15 protein-coding genes and 1 riboswitch are annotated in these 14,120 nt (G+C 46.7%); of the genes, 4 read left to right on the plus strand and 11 right to left on the minus strand.

The features are described 5' to 3' along the window. The first annotated feature begins 21 nt into the window (after positions 1 to 21). The 4 genes from AN963_RS09550 to AN963_RS09560 all read left to right on the plus strand — a co-directional run bounded on the left by AN963_RS09550 (position 22) and on the right by AN963_RS09560 (position 3,608). Positions 22 to 564, plus strand: a complete 543-nt coding sequence (locus AN963_RS09550) for a hypothetical protein (RefSeq protein WP_055744238.1) — start codon at positions 22 to 24, stop codon at positions 562 to 564. Between the two features lie 378 nt (positions 565 to 942). Continuing rightward, entirely contained in the window at positions 943 to 2,106 is a 1,164-nt protein-coding gene (locus tag AN963_RS09555) for a cytochrome P450 (protein ID WP_055744527.1), read from the plus strand. 233 nt (positions 2,107 to 2,339) lie between these two features. After that, on the plus strand, positions 2,340 to 2,498 hold the full coding sequence (locus tag AN963_RS32520) for a putative immunity protein (RefSeq protein ID WP_407922531.1): 159 nt from the start codon (positions 2,340 to 2,342) through the stop codon (positions 2,496 to 2,498). A 198-nt stretch (positions 2,499 to 2,696) separates the two neighbouring features. After that, positions 2,697 to 3,608, plus strand: coding sequence for an AEC family transporter (locus AN963_RS09560; protein WP_055744239.1), 912 nt, complete (start codon positions 2,697 to 2,699; stop codon positions 3,606 to 3,608). Positions 3,609 to 4,140: 532 nt separating this feature from the next. Here AN963_RS09560 and AN963_RS09570 read toward each other — a convergent pair. The 11 genes from AN963_RS09570 to kapB form a co-directional block, all read right to left on the minus strand. Continuing rightward, the gene (locus tag AN963_RS09570) at positions 4,141 to 5,520 is read right to left on the minus strand and encodes an amino acid permease (RefSeq protein WP_055744241.1); all 1,380 of its coding nucleotides are present in this window, start codon (positions 5,518 to 5,520) and stop codon (positions 4,141 to 4,143) included. Between the two features lie 352 nt (positions 5,521 to 5,872). Beyond that, a complete protein-coding gene (locus tag AN963_RS09575) occupies positions 5,873 to 6,382 on the minus strand; it encodes a GNAT family N-acetyltransferase (protein ID WP_055744242.1) in 510 nt (169 codons plus the stop codon). A 281-nt stretch (positions 6,383 to 6,663) separates the two neighbouring features. Continuing rightward, positions 6,664 to 7,743: a M42 family metallopeptidase gene (locus tag AN963_RS09580; protein WP_055744528.1), complete on the minus strand. Its 1,080-nt coding sequence runs from the start codon at positions 7,741 to 7,743 to the stop codon at positions 6,664 to 6,666. A 137-nt stretch (positions 7,744 to 7,880) separates the two neighbouring features. Next, positions 7,881 to 8,906, minus strand: coding sequence for an ABC transporter substrate-binding protein (locus tag AN963_RS09585; protein WP_055744243.1), 1,026 nt, complete (start codon positions 8,904 to 8,906; stop codon positions 7,881 to 7,883). 19 nt (positions 8,907 to 8,925) lie between these two features. After that, a complete protein-coding gene (locus AN963_RS09590) occupies positions 8,926 to 9,699 on the minus strand; it encodes an ABC transporter permease (protein WP_407922532.1) in 774 nt (257 codons plus the stop codon). Next, entirely contained in the window at positions 9,696 to 10,472 is a 777-nt protein-coding gene (locus AN963_RS09595) for an ABC transporter ATP-binding protein (protein ID WP_055744245.1), read from the minus strand. The genes AN963_RS09590 and AN963_RS09595 overlap by 4 nt, the downstream gene beginning before the upstream one ends. Next, positions 10,466 to 11,137: a thiaminase II gene (gene tenA, locus AN963_RS09600; protein ID WP_055744246.1), complete on the minus strand. Its 672-nt coding sequence runs from the start codon at positions 11,135 to 11,137 to the stop codon at positions 10,466 to 10,468. The genes AN963_RS09595 and tenA overlap by 7 nt, the downstream gene beginning before the upstream one ends. A 6-nt stretch (positions 11,138 to 11,143) precedes the next feature. Further along, a complete protein-coding gene (locus AN963_RS09605; RefSeq protein ID WP_055744247.1) occupies positions 11,144 to 12,439 on the minus strand; it encodes an acetylornithine deacetylase in 1,296 nt (431 codons plus the stop codon). After that, on the minus strand, positions 12,432 to 13,205 hold the full coding sequence (locus AN963_RS09610; RefSeq protein WP_055744248.1) for a thiazole synthase: 774 nt from the start codon (positions 13,203 to 13,205) through the stop codon (positions 12,432 to 12,434). Before AN963_RS09610 ends, AN963_RS09605 begins: the two co-directional genes overlap by 8 nt. 2 nt (positions 13,206 to 13,207) lie before the next feature. Next, on the minus strand, positions 13,208 to 13,411 hold the full coding sequence (gene thiS / locus AN963_RS09615; protein ID WP_055744529.1) for a sulfur carrier protein ThiS: 204 nt from the start codon (positions 13,409 to 13,411) through the stop codon (positions 13,208 to 13,210). Positions 13,412 to 13,547: 136 nt separating this feature from the next. Then, positions 13,548 to 13,658: riboswitch (TPP riboswitch) on the minus strand. Positions 13,659 to 13,699: 41 nt separating this feature from the next. Further along, complete coding sequence (gene kapB, locus AN963_RS09620; protein WP_055744249.1) at positions 13,700 to 14,080, minus strand: sporulation phosphorelay system protein KapB; 381 nt, start codon at positions 14,078 to 14,080, stop codon at positions 13,700 to 13,702. Positions 14,081 to 14,120 lie beyond the last annotated feature (40 nt).

The following is a 14,120-nucleotide window of genomic DNA, read 5'->3' on the forward strand; positions in this document are numbered from 1 at the left end:
TCATAAACGGGGGTATCGAGAGTGCTCTACCGACTTTGTCTCGTTCTGTTCCTGATTGGATTCATGGCGTTGCCAGCATCTGCTGCGACCGACATTGGGAGTGTACGCATAAATCCAACACCTGTGGCATCGTGGCAGGATCTCGTGAAGCGAAGTGAGCTAATCGTCTTCGCATGGATTGACAGCGCTAGTCAGTCTGTTCCGACTGGACGATCCCTTCGTGAGGGAAAATTAGTAAATTACGTACAGACCGCACACGTCAAACAAGTCTTGAAAGGTTCATCGCACCGAATGCTCAAATTGGTCAGCACAGGAGTGGAGCCATTACCTGACGCAAGCAGCCCTCTCAATCGTACTTATCCCGGTCCATTGGCAGAAGGAAACTACGTCTTGTTTCTCCACCCTGTTTCAGCAACGGATCTGTACAGCGCCGCTGGGCTATGGCAAGGAGTCTATCCGCTGTATCAGGGTCAAACCATTGCCTTGGAAGGAGCTGGATTCTCAGATCTCAATCAACTGACCGTCGAACAGCTAGCGAGAAAAATCAAAAGTATCTCTCCTTGATGAAACGGCACAAACACAAAAAAAGAAACCGTCTTTGTATCAACGGTTTCTTTTTTCTATTTCCCATCAACTTCTCATGACGTAAATGAAAATGAACATCGACAGGGCACATACCAAAATCGTGCCGATAAAGCCCCACATGACCAATTTATTGTTGCTTTCTCTGTTATCGTTCATACGAAACTACTCCTCGCACTAGCATTCACTTCCTCATTATAAAAAAGATTAAGCCGAAAGGGAAACGATAAAGTGAGAACGTCACACGTATATTTTTTTGCAGGAAGCGAAATCTTAGCTTGTATGCCAGACCACTAATGAGGGGGCACGCAGACCTTGAATGCAGATAAACAAGCTACTCGCTATGCGAATATCATTTTCATGAGAGAGCTGGCTCGTATTGATGAGCAATTGTTCCCTTTCCCTATCTATCGCGAACTGAGAGAAAAGACTCCTGTGCGCTTTGATGAAGATCGGGGATCCTGGGACGTCTTCCGTTATGAGGATGTTCACCGTATTTTAAAAGATCCTGCCACTTTTTCTTCGCGTCGTGGTCTGGAAGTCAGAGGCGAAACGCTTTTGACGATGGATCAGCCCAAGCACACGCACATGCGCAATCTGGTCAACAAAGCGTTTACTCCCAAGGCGATCAATGACCTAGCACCTCGGATTACTTCCATTACAAACGAATTACTCGACCAGGTCATCCAGAATGGAAAAATGGACGTCGTTCATGACCTGGCTACACCCCTTCCTGTGATCGTCATTGCTGAATTGCTAGGCGTCCCTTCCAAAGACCGCATGCTGTTCAAGGACTGGTCGGATACGATGGTTAAAGGTGTGGAAGGTAACTCAGAAGAAGCGTTTGCACAGATGGTTGCAGAGAGAGACAAAGCTGAGAAAGAACTCGCTGAGTACTTCCTCACCATTCTCAATGAGCGACGGAACAAACCGGAGGATGATCTGGTTTCTGCCCTGCTGGTCGCAGAAATCGATGGAGAGAAGCTTCAGGAGCAGGAGATCTTGCGCTTCTGTATTCTGCTGCTTGTCGCGGGCAACGAAACCACTACGAATCTCATCACCAATGCGATCCGACTTATGACCGAACAGCCGGCGATCCAAGATCAGGTCAGACAGCATCCGGAGTACGTGAAAACGACGGTCGAAGAGACGCTACGCTATTATCCACCCATCGTTGCCATTGGCCGTATCGCTACACAGGATGTAGAAATCGGCGGACAGCTCATCCGTGAAGGACAGCAGGTCGTCTCGTGGGTAGGATCAGCCAATCGCGACCCAGAAAAGTTTGAGAATCCGGATACCTTTCTTCCAGACCGCAAACCGAATCCGCATATGGGTTTTGGCTTTGGTATTCACTTCTGTCTCGGTGCTCCTCTCGCTCGACTGGAAGCTCAAATCGCTCTCGAAATCATGCTTTCTAGGTTTAGCGATATGCAGTTTGCGAAAGCTCCGCTGACGCCTATTCCAAGTCCGTTTGTCTTTGGGGTCAAGAACTATCCGATAACGTTTACTGCTCGTACATAATCGGTGAGGATCATCAGTGGCTCCCACTTCTCTTATGCATTTTGTGCATGGAATGAAATAACTCAGGAACGGATACCCTTTCGTGGTCAGTTCCTGAGTTTTTTCATGCAAAATGGCTCAATCTCGTTTCTTTTCACGCTTATACATTTGCGCATCTCTTCACCTTGAATTTCCTACATTCAGCCAGTATGATCAGAAAACACTGGTCCATTGGGCTACGGACTGTGCCGAGCATGTACTTCGAAAAGACGTATCCGAATGACAGTCGACCTCGAAATGCGATTGAACCTGGCCGTGCCTGGATGCGTGGTGAAATAGCGATGTGTGAAGCACGAGCAGCGGCATTTGCTCGATTTAGGAGACCAAGCCCAACAACAAGAATGCAATCATAAACCAAATTCACTTATAAAACTGTTTTCGTACGCTTTTGCCGTCAACAAAGGTTGGTTTCTTTTTCCATAATTATTTTTCTCTCGACATCGTTGAATTTTTTTACAGTCCTTGTCTTTTCATCTCTTTCGAAGAGTGGTAAAGTCAATAATTATTTGTAGCATCCATTTGGACAGCAAGATAGTTAGGAGAATTAGGTAATGGACAGCTTTAATAGTCAATTTTTATCTTCCATCTTGATCATCGCACTAGGCTATTTCCTCAAACGCTGCAAGATCATCAAGGAGAGGGATGGCGAAGGGTTGGCTCGGATCATTTTCAACATTACCCTTCCCTGTTTGATCATCCATACGTTCCATAGCATAACCCTGGACGCTTCTCTCTTGTTACTGGTTGTAAGTGGTTTTCTCTACGGCATACTCGCCGCCATCCTGGCCTATTTCGCCTTCCGTAAAGAAAACCGGAAGACAAAAGGAATGCTCGGGATGATGGTTCCAGGCTTTAATGTTGGGTTGTTTGCCTACCCGCTCGTCCAGGGAATCTGGGGGGAGAAAGGCCTCGCTTACTTCGGAATGTTCGATATCGGAAACGCTCTGGTCGTTTTTGGTGTAAGTTATTTGATCGGCAGCTACTACTCCGGTGAGGATGTGAAGCTGGATTTCAAGCAAGTGGTCGGAAAGGTATCCAAGTCGATTCCGTTGCTTACCTATCTTATTATTTTCGTCATTAATCTTGCCCACATTCCGCTTCCTGACATGTTCCTCGGGATAACCGGAACGATTTCCAAAGCGAATATGCCTTTATCCTTGTTGCTGCTGGGCATTTACTTGAATTTTTCCTTCGACAAGCGCTATCAGATTCACTTCTGGAAGGTGCTCGGTCTGCGTTATATCGTAGGACTGGTCATCGGTATCGCTTGTTTCCTGATCCTGCCCTTCGAGGACATGTTCAAATACACGTTACTCGTCGGATTTATCTTGCCGATGGGCGTCTCCGTATTGGCGTACTCGGTAGAGTTTAAATACGACTACAAGTTTGTCGGTATGGTATCGAATACGACGATCCTCATCAGCTTTGTTCTGCTGTGGGGAATCTCTAATATGTTGCTGTAAATCGAGGTTTCTAGCTGAATGCCATCCAACAGTCTAAGGGACTAAGTGGTATGTTATTGGAAAAATGGTTATGATTGTTAAAATCAAAAAAGGATGTGCTCTCATGACTAGAAAAGAAGTTGCATTGCAGAGACTCGACGGTTATATCCATGATTTAGACGAGCTATTTAAAGAGCGAAAAAAGGATTACCCCCAAATTGTGCAAAGAGCAATAACCAACGAAATTAATCAGATACAAAAATCAATCAGACATTGGGACAATGTTCTTCACTCACAGACCAACGCTTAGTGTTCTGTTTTTTATTGACTGCTCATTGAGTTACGTATCTTTCTATAACGTTGAAAGCACTCAAATAAAATGAGGCGACCTCTCCCCAATAGAAGACTGGGAAGTGATCGCCTTTTCACATCTCGTTACTCTTTGTCTTGAAACAGTCCTTCTGGAATCTTTGCATCCCCGTATTTAGGGATATCCAGACGCAACGCGTGTCCACCGTTAATAGGGGGTCGATTCCGTTTTCTTACTCGCTAATCATTCTGCTCGGGATTGATCATCCAGTGGAACAGCTTTACTCACTCCCAATGCGTAAAAGCTAACCACAACAATTCCTAAGAAAACTATCCCAGCAATCAGGGAGATCCGTGTCTCATCATTGATCCACATACCAACCAAAACCATCAGTAAAAAGGCGATCGTCACGTAATTTGTCACGGGTGCAAAAGGCATTTTAAATGGATGGTTGGCCATCTGTGCTCCTTTTGCTTTTCTGAATTTGATTTGGCTAATCAGGATCACAAACCACGGAACCATTCCAGGAAGTACACTTGCACTGTATACGTAGACAAATAGATTCTCTGGTGCAATGTAGCTCAGGATAACGCCAACACCTAAACCCACAAGGACGCCAATCGTCCCCAGTAGAGGCACACCATTCTGGGACAGCTTCGTGAAGATTTTTGGAGCTTGTCCATTTACCCCTAATGTATAAAGCATACGCCCTGCGCTATAAATACCACTGTTACAACCAGACATGGCAGCGGTAATGATCACAAAGTTGATGACCCCCGCAGCTGCTGTAATACCAATTTTCGCAAAAGTTGCAACGAACGGGCTACCGATCGCATGTAGTTGATCCCAAGGGTAGACGGTTACGATGACAAAAATCGCACCAATATAGAAGATCAAAATGCGCCAAATAATGCTTTGAATCGCACTCGTTAGCGTTTTTCGAGGGTCTTTTGCCTCACCTGCAGTTATCCCAATAAGCTCGACACCTTGATATGCCCCAATCACTAATGATAGAGCAAAGAAAAAGCCTGACCAACCACCCGTAAAGAAGCCCCCATGCTCCCATAGGTTAGATAATCCAATTGCGTTTCCTCCGTTACCAATTCCAAAGAAAATAAGGCCAACCCCGGCAATAATCATTAATACGATCGTCACAATTTTTATCATGGCAAACCAAAATTCAAATTCACCAAATGATTTAACAGAGATTAAGTTTGCCGATCCTAGAATCACCATGGCAATGATACCCGGTATCCATGCAGGCAAATCTGGAAACCAGTACTTCATATAGGTCCCAACGGCAATAATTTCTGACATCCCTACGACAACCCACTGAAACCAGTTACTCCACGCCGTCATATAACCTGCTAAGGGATGGATATACTTATGACCAAAGGTCGCAAATGAACCTGTACTTGGTTCTAAGTACAACATTTCCCCCATGGCACGCATGATTAAAAATATAAAAATTCCTACAATTGCATACGCGAGCATGACAGATGGACCTGTCCATTTAATAGTGCTTGCTGAACCCATAAAAAGCCCAACACCAATCGTACCGCCCAAAGCAATCATTTGGATATGACGGGCTTCCAGGCCCCTCTTCAATTCTTTGTTTTCCACTCCGGTTCCTTTTCCTCTCTGCTACTAGTAGCGATAATTTCAGGAAAGCTCTCACAGCATTCTGAGCTTCTTTGTTAAGCATTCCTAATAGTTAGTAAGATTATTCATCTTTCTTTCTTTTTTAGTTGCATTGAAATCACTTGTTTATTGTAATATGTTTTTATGTTGATGACAATTGTATTTACTAGAAATACACTCAATAAATCAATATATATTTAATAAATAAAAATAAAATATATATTGCTGATAAATTATTTTCTTGGCGGTAGATAACAAAAAAGCCAAATTCCTCACTTATAACACCGAGAAAAATGGCTTTTGTGAATTCAACTTCCTTCATTCAAGAATAATATTATATCCTTTCAATCTTTAACTCCATAAACCTTGCCCCTTCAATCGGATTAAACACATATGGCTCAATTTCGTAAAAACCTTCAGAACGATATAATTCTTGTGCTTTTGTCATCGTTGAAAGGGTATCGAGCCTCATATACTCGTATTTCAGTTCTGAGGCTTTTTCAATAATCATCGTGATAAGACTTTTCCCAATGCGAAATCCTCTATATGCATCACGAACATACAATCTTTTCATTTCGCAGATGCCCTCCCCAATCTTTCGAAGAGCAATACATCCAGCAGCTTGTCCATCCACGACGGCGACTAGTAAAACGCCATCCGGTGGCCCGTACTTTCCTGGTAAAGCCTTGAATTCTGCGTCAAAATCTTGAAAAGACAGATCAATATCAAGCGATTGCGCATACTCTAAAAACAGCTTCTTTACTTCTTCCAGCTCATTTTTGTCTTGCTCCGTAATGGATTTGAATTCAATCGTATGTTCCTTGCCATTCACTGTCGTTTTCATCTCATAAGCCTCCCCTTTTGTCTAGGTTCTTATCTCTTCCCGTCATGAACGATATAGGACAACAAGTCGTCGCCTTGACCTTTGCCACATTCTTCGAAAAACCGATTTCTTCAAACTGATCGATTTAGTACTCCATAGCAACGCCTCTTTTAGTAGTTATAACTATTACAACTATAATAAATGTAGCTTCGTGAAGCACCACAAAATCGAAGAAGAGCCCTATGCTTGTAATCAAGCAATGGACTCTTCTTCCTCTTTATGTGGGCGATCCTGCTTACTTGTCATCTTCTATTCATGCCTTTGATGTGATTCACCGTATTCTCGTCCAATTTCTTGATTAACTCAACAAGCAGCTTTACGGTCAGATCTAAATCATCCCGACTTACCATGGAGACATGACTATGAATGTACCGTGCAGCAACACTCACTACCATGGAAGGAACCCCGTTGTGAGCGAGATGAAACTTACCCGCGTCTGTTCCTCCTCGTGGCATGATATCTGTCTGATACGGAATGTTATGTTCCTTCGCTGTATCAATGACAAAATCACGCAGGTTTAGATGAGGGATCATACTGCTGTCATAAAATCCGAGAAGAGGCCCACCTCCCAGTTTGGAATGCCCTTCTTGGTGACTCATTCCAGGTGTATCACCAGCTACTCCGACATCCAAAGCAAACGCAATATCTGGTGAGATCTTGTGCGATAAAGTAACCGCCCCCCGAAGCCCTACTTCCTCTTGTACGGTAGCGCCGCAGTAAACCGTATTGGCATGCGTTTCTTTTTGGATCTGTTCCAATACCTTTAACGTTACGTAGCATCCTGCGCGATTGTCCCATGCTTTTGCCATGAGCATTTTGGGGTTAGGCATTACTTCAAACGGGCAGATCGGAACAATCGGGTCACCCACCTCTACACCGAAGCTCTCTGCTTCTTCTTTGCTAGATGCCCCGATGTCCACAAACATATTGCTAATTTCCAATACGTTTTTTCTCTCCTCGATCGATAAGACATGGGGAGCCTTTGATCCGATGACTCCCGTATGATCGCCTTTTCTCGAAAGCACCTTCACTCGTTGGGACAACATGACATGTCCCCACCATCCACCGAGTGGTTGCATCCGGAGGAATCCATCTTTTGTAATGTGGGTTACCATAAACGATACTTCGTCCATGTGAGCAGCCAAGAGGATTCGCGGACCTGCCTCTCCATGTTGTCCAACAATACCACCCAAATTGTCTTCAAGCGTAGTAGAAGTTAATTCGGTAAGCTTGTTCTTCATGAGTTGTTGCACCCTCATCTCGAATCCAGGGGGCCCGGCTGTCTCGGTTAGTTCCTTCATTAATTGTAGATCGTTATCCATCATCTCATCCCTCCACTGGGTATGATGACCATGTATGAACGTTGATATGTGCGACTACTCTTGAAAAGAAAAACGACAGCCCAGGACATGATGGTACGTCCCAGACTGCCGTTGCTTTTTTCGTATTATTTAACTGGTTACTTCACCAAACCCCGCATGACTTCATCCGCTTTGACATCCTGCGTGATCAGCTTTTCTTTTTTCATCCAATCGATCAGCGTCTGCCAGGATTCAGTCGTTTGGCTGCCAAACGGTTTATCCCCTGCGTCCATCAGTGGAATCAAGATGTCCAGACTCTTTGTCTCGATGTCTTTTTCCAGCGGGAATTCGTTCGCCTGTTTGCTCAACAGCAACTCCAGCGCTTTATCTTTATTGTCTTTCACGTATTGCTGACCTTTCGTAGCTGCGCGCATGAATGCTTCGATGGCCTGCTGTTTTTTACCCAACGTATCGTCACTTGTCGTCATGACCAACTCGTAGTAATCCGGTACTCCAAAATCAGTAGCTGCAAATACGTTGACAGGAATACCGTTTTTCTCAAGAATCAACTGCTCGTGGTTTTTGTAACCACCTACGACCGCATCGACCTTTTTGCCTGTCAGAGCAGGAACGATGTCAAAGCCGATGTCGGTAAAAGAAATGCCTGAGTCATCTCCGCCCGCATGTTTAACTACATTTCGAACGATAGACTCATCCAACGGCACAGATGGGTATCCTACGTTTTTGCCTGCAAGCTTTTGTGGTGTATCAATGCCACTATCCTGTCTGGTCATGATGACGTTGAGCGGATGGCGAACCAAAGCCCCTACCGATACAACAGGAATCCCTTCGGAACGAGCTTGTACGACCTGCGTTTGATAGCTGATCGCCAAGTCTACTTTTCCTGCTGCTACCATTTTCAACGGATCGTTACTGTCCGAAGGCATTTGCAGGTTAACCTTCAGATTTTCCGCTTGAAAGTAGCCTTGCTCCTCTGCAGCGTACAAAAAGGAGTGAACGGCGTTTGGATACCAGTCCAGAGCCACTGTCAATTCTGTAGGTGCATTCGCTTGATTCGTATCTGGTGCTGTCGGTTCCGCTCCCGATTGGTTCCCGCAAGCGGCAAGTCCTGCTGTCAATAGTAGCGCCGCCACGGTTTTGCTCCATTTTTGCATTGGTTTCATGGGTAAGATCCCCCTACTTTCACTTCGATGTTTTTCTTCTTGGTCTTTTATGCGGGGTGAAATGCTTCTCGAGTCTCCCGACCAACCAGAACAAGAGCATGCCTAGTACAGATAGTAGAAAGACCGAGGCAAAGAGAGCCGGTGCCTGAAAATTCCCTGATGCACGACGACCGAAATAGCCAAGTCCCTCACTCGCTCCGAGCCACTCCCCGATTGTCGCCCCCGCCACACTGTAAGTCGCAGCTACTTTTAATCCGCTGAAAAAATGCGGCAAACTGGACGGCAACTGTAGCTTGGTAAAGATCTGCACACGGTTAGCACCCATGGTTTTGAGCAGCTGCAGCATTTCTTTATCGGTTGAGTGCAATCCATCGTAGGTATTTACGACGATCGGGAAAAAGGTAAAAAGAATCGTAATCGCAATTTTTCCGGAAAGGTCGTACCCGAACCACAAGATAAAGACAGGGGACAGCGCGATGATCGGAATGGTCTGGGAAATCACGATATACGGATAGACCAAGCGCTCGACAACTCGGCTCATATTCATCGCAAAGGCAAGCAGAATCCCGAACAAGATCGAAACGCTAAGTCCGAGCAACACTTCCTTTAGCGTCACCCACAGATGGAGTCCAAACAGAGTTGCGCGCAGATCCCATAGAGACACGACGACCGCACTCGGTGGCGGCAGGATAAACGGTGGTACGTGCAGCAGCCGGCAGCCTGCTTCCCACACGATCAAGAAGAGCGCAATGGAGATGCCGAACCAGACACTTCTTGGCCATTGACCCATCATACTTCCCTCCCGATCGACTGCTTCCCTACATTTTGTCGCAACAGCTCCCAGATTTCTTCGCGTAAGGAGAGGAATTCCGCTCTATTTCGGTAACCAGTCGTACGTGGACGCTCCATGTTCACCTGTAGCTCGACAGGCTTCTCAATCGGCTTACCCGTCAAGACAATGACGCGATCAGCGAGCAAGATAGCTTCATCGATGTCATGCGTAATCATCAGCATCGTGCTTCCGGTCTCTTGCCACATTTCCATGAGCCATTCCTGCATCTCCATTCGCGTGATTCCATCGAGAGAGCTGAACGGTTCATCCAGAAGCATGATGTCTGTTCCAGAGAGCAGAGCTCGCAAAAAGGAGACGCGCTGCCGCATGCCGCCGGAGAGCTCTGTAGGGTAAGCGTCTGCCCATTCAGACAAACCATAACGGGGAAGCTCCCCTCGCACTCTCTCCTGTGCTTCTTTTTTAGAAACACCCTTGATTTCTAATGGAAGCGCCGCATTTTCCACGACAGTACGCCATGGGAGCAAGGCATCCCGCTGAGGCATATATCCTACCATCCCCAAGCGATTCTCCATCAGCGTTCCATTGATCGTAATGCTTCCTGCCTGCGGCTGTAAAAGACCTGCCACCAGCTGAAACAGTGTGCTCTTGCCAATTCCGCTAGGGCCGATCAGACTGATGAACTCGCCTTTTCCTACGCGGAGGTCAAAATCGTGGAGAATGGGCTGATCCCCATAGGAAAATCGGACACCAGCAAAGGCCAGTTTGTCTAGCACGGCCACATTTCCTTTCTGTAGGCCATATCCCAGAACAAGTATTCCATCTTGGATGTGGTCAAGAAATGCTCTTCCAGTCTCGCAAGCTCTTGTTCGTTTTTCCCATCTGCCAGTTGGTTCATCACGTCGATCAACCAAGCTGCCAGTTCACCGAATTCTTCAGAGCTGTACGTACTTACCCATTCCCCGTAAAGCTCGTGATCTAGTGCCCCTTCGACTTGAGCCAGCTGTTTGCCGATTTCCCAGTAGCCCCACATGCAAGGAAGAACGGCGCTGACCAGTTCTGCCAGGGAGCCCTGGTGAGCGACCTTCAGCATGTAGCTGGTATAAGCAATCATGACAAAGGAAGGCTCAGTTGCCTCCAAGTCTGCTCGAGAAATGCCAAATTGTTCTGCGTACTGGCGATGCAAGGCCATTTCTCCGTTCAGAGTCGATTCTTGCAAGCCTGCAAATTTGGCACTCGTCTCTAAGTCATACGCCTTGGTACTTGCAATTTCAAAAATCTTGGCGTAATCAATCAGATACACGTAGTCCTGCTTCATATAAAATTTGAACGATTCTACGGGCAAGCTACCATCACCTAGCCCCATAACAAATGGATGCTGATGCGTTTTTTCCCAGATGGGGGCTACGCTTTTCCACAGACGATCTGTAAACGTAGACATGATGACTCACTCCTTTGGTTCCTTTTCTGTATTGCACCAGTCTGCGATAAACCGTGCCATCACTTGGGCAAATTGAACCAGCTGCTCCGGATCGATCGATTCATCCACCGTGTGTGCATGCGCGAGCTCGCCTGGCCCAAACAAGACAGCAGGGATTCCAGCGTGTGCGAACCACCCTGCATCTGTCACGGTAGGCGACATATCAATAACAGGTGCTTGTTTCATTTGAGCTCCATAGGCAGTTTGCAATGAGGCAAGACCTCGATGATGCCTGTCCAGTTCGAGAGACGGAAAAATTTCACCGCGCTCTTCAATCATGGAGCGGCCTCCCCAACGAAAGGACGGGGGATTCTCACGTAACCACACATCAGCTGCCGCAGCTTTTGAGACATGATCCTCGATCTCACGAATGATGTCCTCGTACGATTCATTCGGATAAAAGTGAACTGTGATCCAAAGCGCGCATTGATCTGCGATAAATGCAGCAAGTCGCCCGCCTTCGATAACGGCTGGATTGATCGTATTGCTCCCCGGAGGAAAACCTGGATACGATTTCATGACCGCCCAGTGACGCTCCAGTTCCTGCAGCGCTGCGAGGATCTTCATCATTTTTTCGATAGCGGAGGCACCATGGACTCGCCCACCTGCGTGAATAGTTCTAGCCCGCATCCCATCGTGCAAGGTCGTGGGGCTCTCGATCGTTATCCAGCCTGTGATGACTCCTCCTTGTCCTTGCAGGTGCAAATCGCTCGTATCGACGACAACCGCGTAGTCTGCTCGATAACCTCGTTCGATGGCCACTAGGGTCCCCGCTTCTCCAGCTTCTTCACCGATCACCGACTGGAACAGGAGGTCCCCTTTCAGCTCAACGCCGTGCTCACGAAGCATCTTGATCGCAAATAAGCTGGCAGCCAATCCACCTTTCATATCGGCTACGCCGCGTCCATACAATCGACCGTCTTTCCCATTCGTCAAAGAGAAGGGGGGATACGTCCAACCCGCGTCATCCCCGACTTCTGCGACGTCGATATGTCCGTTGATAAGTAAACTGCTTGCCTTGTCGGAAGCGGTACCAAGCAATGTCCCGACAACATTATCGTCGCCAGGAAAAACGGGCCAGCGATCTACATCAAAGCCCATTTCCAGTAATTCCTGAGCAATCAAGCTCTGTGCATGCTCACTGTTACGAGCGGGTGGACTCACCGTAGGATGTGACACCAGTTTGCCCAGCAAGTCAAACAATTCGTCTTTTCGGTTGGCAATTGCCTCGACTGCTGCCGTGAGCCTTTTCACGTTACTCAATCATCCCTTCAATAGGACTACTCGCGGAGGCGTAGCGCTTTTTCGCGATACGTCCTGCAAGGAAGCCTTTGCGCCCTGCTTCTACACCTAATTTCATCGCTTCTGCCATGAGGACGGGATTGTCTGCCAACGCAACCGCTGTATTCAAGAGCACACCATCCGCTCCCAATTCCATCGCTTTCGCACAATCGGCTGGAGCCCCGATTCCCGCATCGACAATGATTGGTACTTTGGCTTCTTCGAGAATAAAGCGCAGGTTGTTCTCGTTTACGATTCCTTGGCCAGAACCGATAGGAGAAGCGCCTGGCATCACCGCATGTACACCTACTTCTTGCAAACGACGGGCAAGAATTGGATCATCATTGGTGTACGTCAACACGATAAAACCTTCTTCCACCAAGATTTTGGAGGCTTCCAACGTACCAATCGGATCTGGCAAAAGTGTTTTTGGATCGCCGATGACTTCGACCTTGATCATGTCACACAGACCAGATGCTTTAGCCAAACGTGCGATGCGTACGGCTTCCTCAGCTGTGTAGGCTCCTGCTGTATTTGGCAGCAGTGTATATTTTTTCAAATCGAGCTGTTCCAAAAAGTTCGGCTCCTGTGGATTTTCCAAATTCAATCGACGTATGGCGAACGTCAGAATTTCAGCCTCAGAAACATCTACTGCTTTGCCTTGTGTATCTAAATCTGCGAATTTACCAGTACCGAGCAGCAAGCGGGAACGAAATTCATAAGGTCCAATTTTCCATGTATCCATCATGATCATCCTCCTCCAACAAAGTGAACGATTTCAATACGATCTCCATCTGCAATCGGAGCTTCCTCATAACGAGAACGGTCAATGATATCCCCGTTTTGCTCGACTACGACGATCTTCTCCTGTAATTGATACGAAGCAAGCAGGCTACGAATCGTCTGAATCTCTTCTGCCAGCTCTACCTTTTTTCCGTTAAGCACAACAACCATCGTATTCCTCCCATCCATCAAAAAAACGACTCCTCCCGCTGCTGGAATTCATCCAGTCAAAACAGAAGAAGCCGTTTCCCAATTCATCACGCAGATAGTCTAAAAAAACCATCCGCCGTGGATGGTTTGGTTCATAACGTTTCGTTATACCTCTTCCTCCGCTGGCATGACCCAGATCAGGTTCAACGGTCAGTAACACTCTCGTTACAATCTCAGCCGACGACGCTCGGCTCCCGCTTGGTAGTCATCTTATCCAATTGTCGTTTGTTCGAGTTCTACACTATCACTCTATTTTGTATTTGTAAAGGCTTCCTTGTGCAAGGCTTCCAGTTCCACGAGACAGCGTTGCGCCCAGTGTGACATTTTTCTCATTTTTTCCATCTCGCGTTCCATGGCTACTCGCACGGATTCCTTGTAGTCCGGAATGGTCCCGTTATACCGGGTAGCAGAATTGCTAAAGGTCATGAATTTTTCCTGATAGGACAAGGCAGGACGTTGGTGAAAAAGCGGTACGTCTACTTCAAAGGAAGTATGCAAGTCTCCTTGGGTAGGAAATTTGGTGACAGCCAATACCTTGACGAGTAGCTTGGTATCGTGGTTTTCCAAGACTTCTGTAATGTACTCTCCTGTTTTTTGCGTCACGCGTACGATATCTCCTGGGTTCCACATCTTTACTCATTTCCTCCTTTTGCTTTGCCTACATTCATCG

Source organism: Brevibacillus choshinensis, assembly GCF_001420695.1.
GTDB classification, from domain to species: Bacteria; Bacillota; Bacilli; order Brevibacillales; family Brevibacillaceae; genus Brevibacillus; species Brevibacillus choshinensis.

Coding starts and splice junctions, on each gene's coding strand:
- AN963_RS09560 (WP_055744239.1), top strand. CDS start 2,697: ATGGACAGCTTTAATAGTCAATTTTTATCTTCCATCTTGATCATCGCA.
- tenA (WP_055744246.1), bottom strand. CDS start 11,137: ATGTCTACGTTTACAGATCGTCTGTGGAAAAGCGTAGCCCCCATCTGG.
- thiS (WP_055744529.1), bottom strand. CDS start 13,411: ATGGTTGTTGTGCTTAACGGAAAAAAGGTAGAGCTGGCAGAAGAGATT.
- AN963_RS32520 (WP_407922531.1), top strand. CDS start 2,340: ATGTACTTCGAAAAGACGTATCCGAATGACAGTCGACCTCGAAATGCG.
- AN963_RS09590 (WP_407922532.1), bottom strand. CDS start 9,699: ATGATGGGTCAATGGCCAAGAAGTGTCTGGTTCGGCATCTCCATTGCG.
- kapB (WP_055744249.1), bottom strand. CDS start 14,080: ATGTGGAACCCAGGAGATATCGTACGCGTGACGCAAAAAACAGGAGAG.
- AN963_RS09610 (WP_055744248.1), bottom strand. CDS start 13,205: ATGATGGATACATGGAAAATTGGACCTTATGAATTTCGTTCCCGCTTG.
- AN963_RS09585 (WP_055744243.1), bottom strand. CDS start 8,906: ATGAAACCAATGCAAAAATGGAGCAAAACCGTGGCGGCGCTACTATTG.
- AN963_RS09575 (WP_055744242.1), bottom strand. CDS start 6,382: ATGAAAACGACAGTGAATGGCAAGGAACATACGATTGAATTCAAATCC.
- AN963_RS09555 (WP_055744527.1), top strand. CDS start 943: ATGAGAGAGCTGGCTCGTATTGATGAGCAATTGTTCCCTTTCCCTATC.
- AN963_RS09580 (WP_055744528.1), bottom strand. CDS start 7,743: ATGGATAACGATCTACAATTAATGAAGGAACTAACCGAGACAGCCGGG.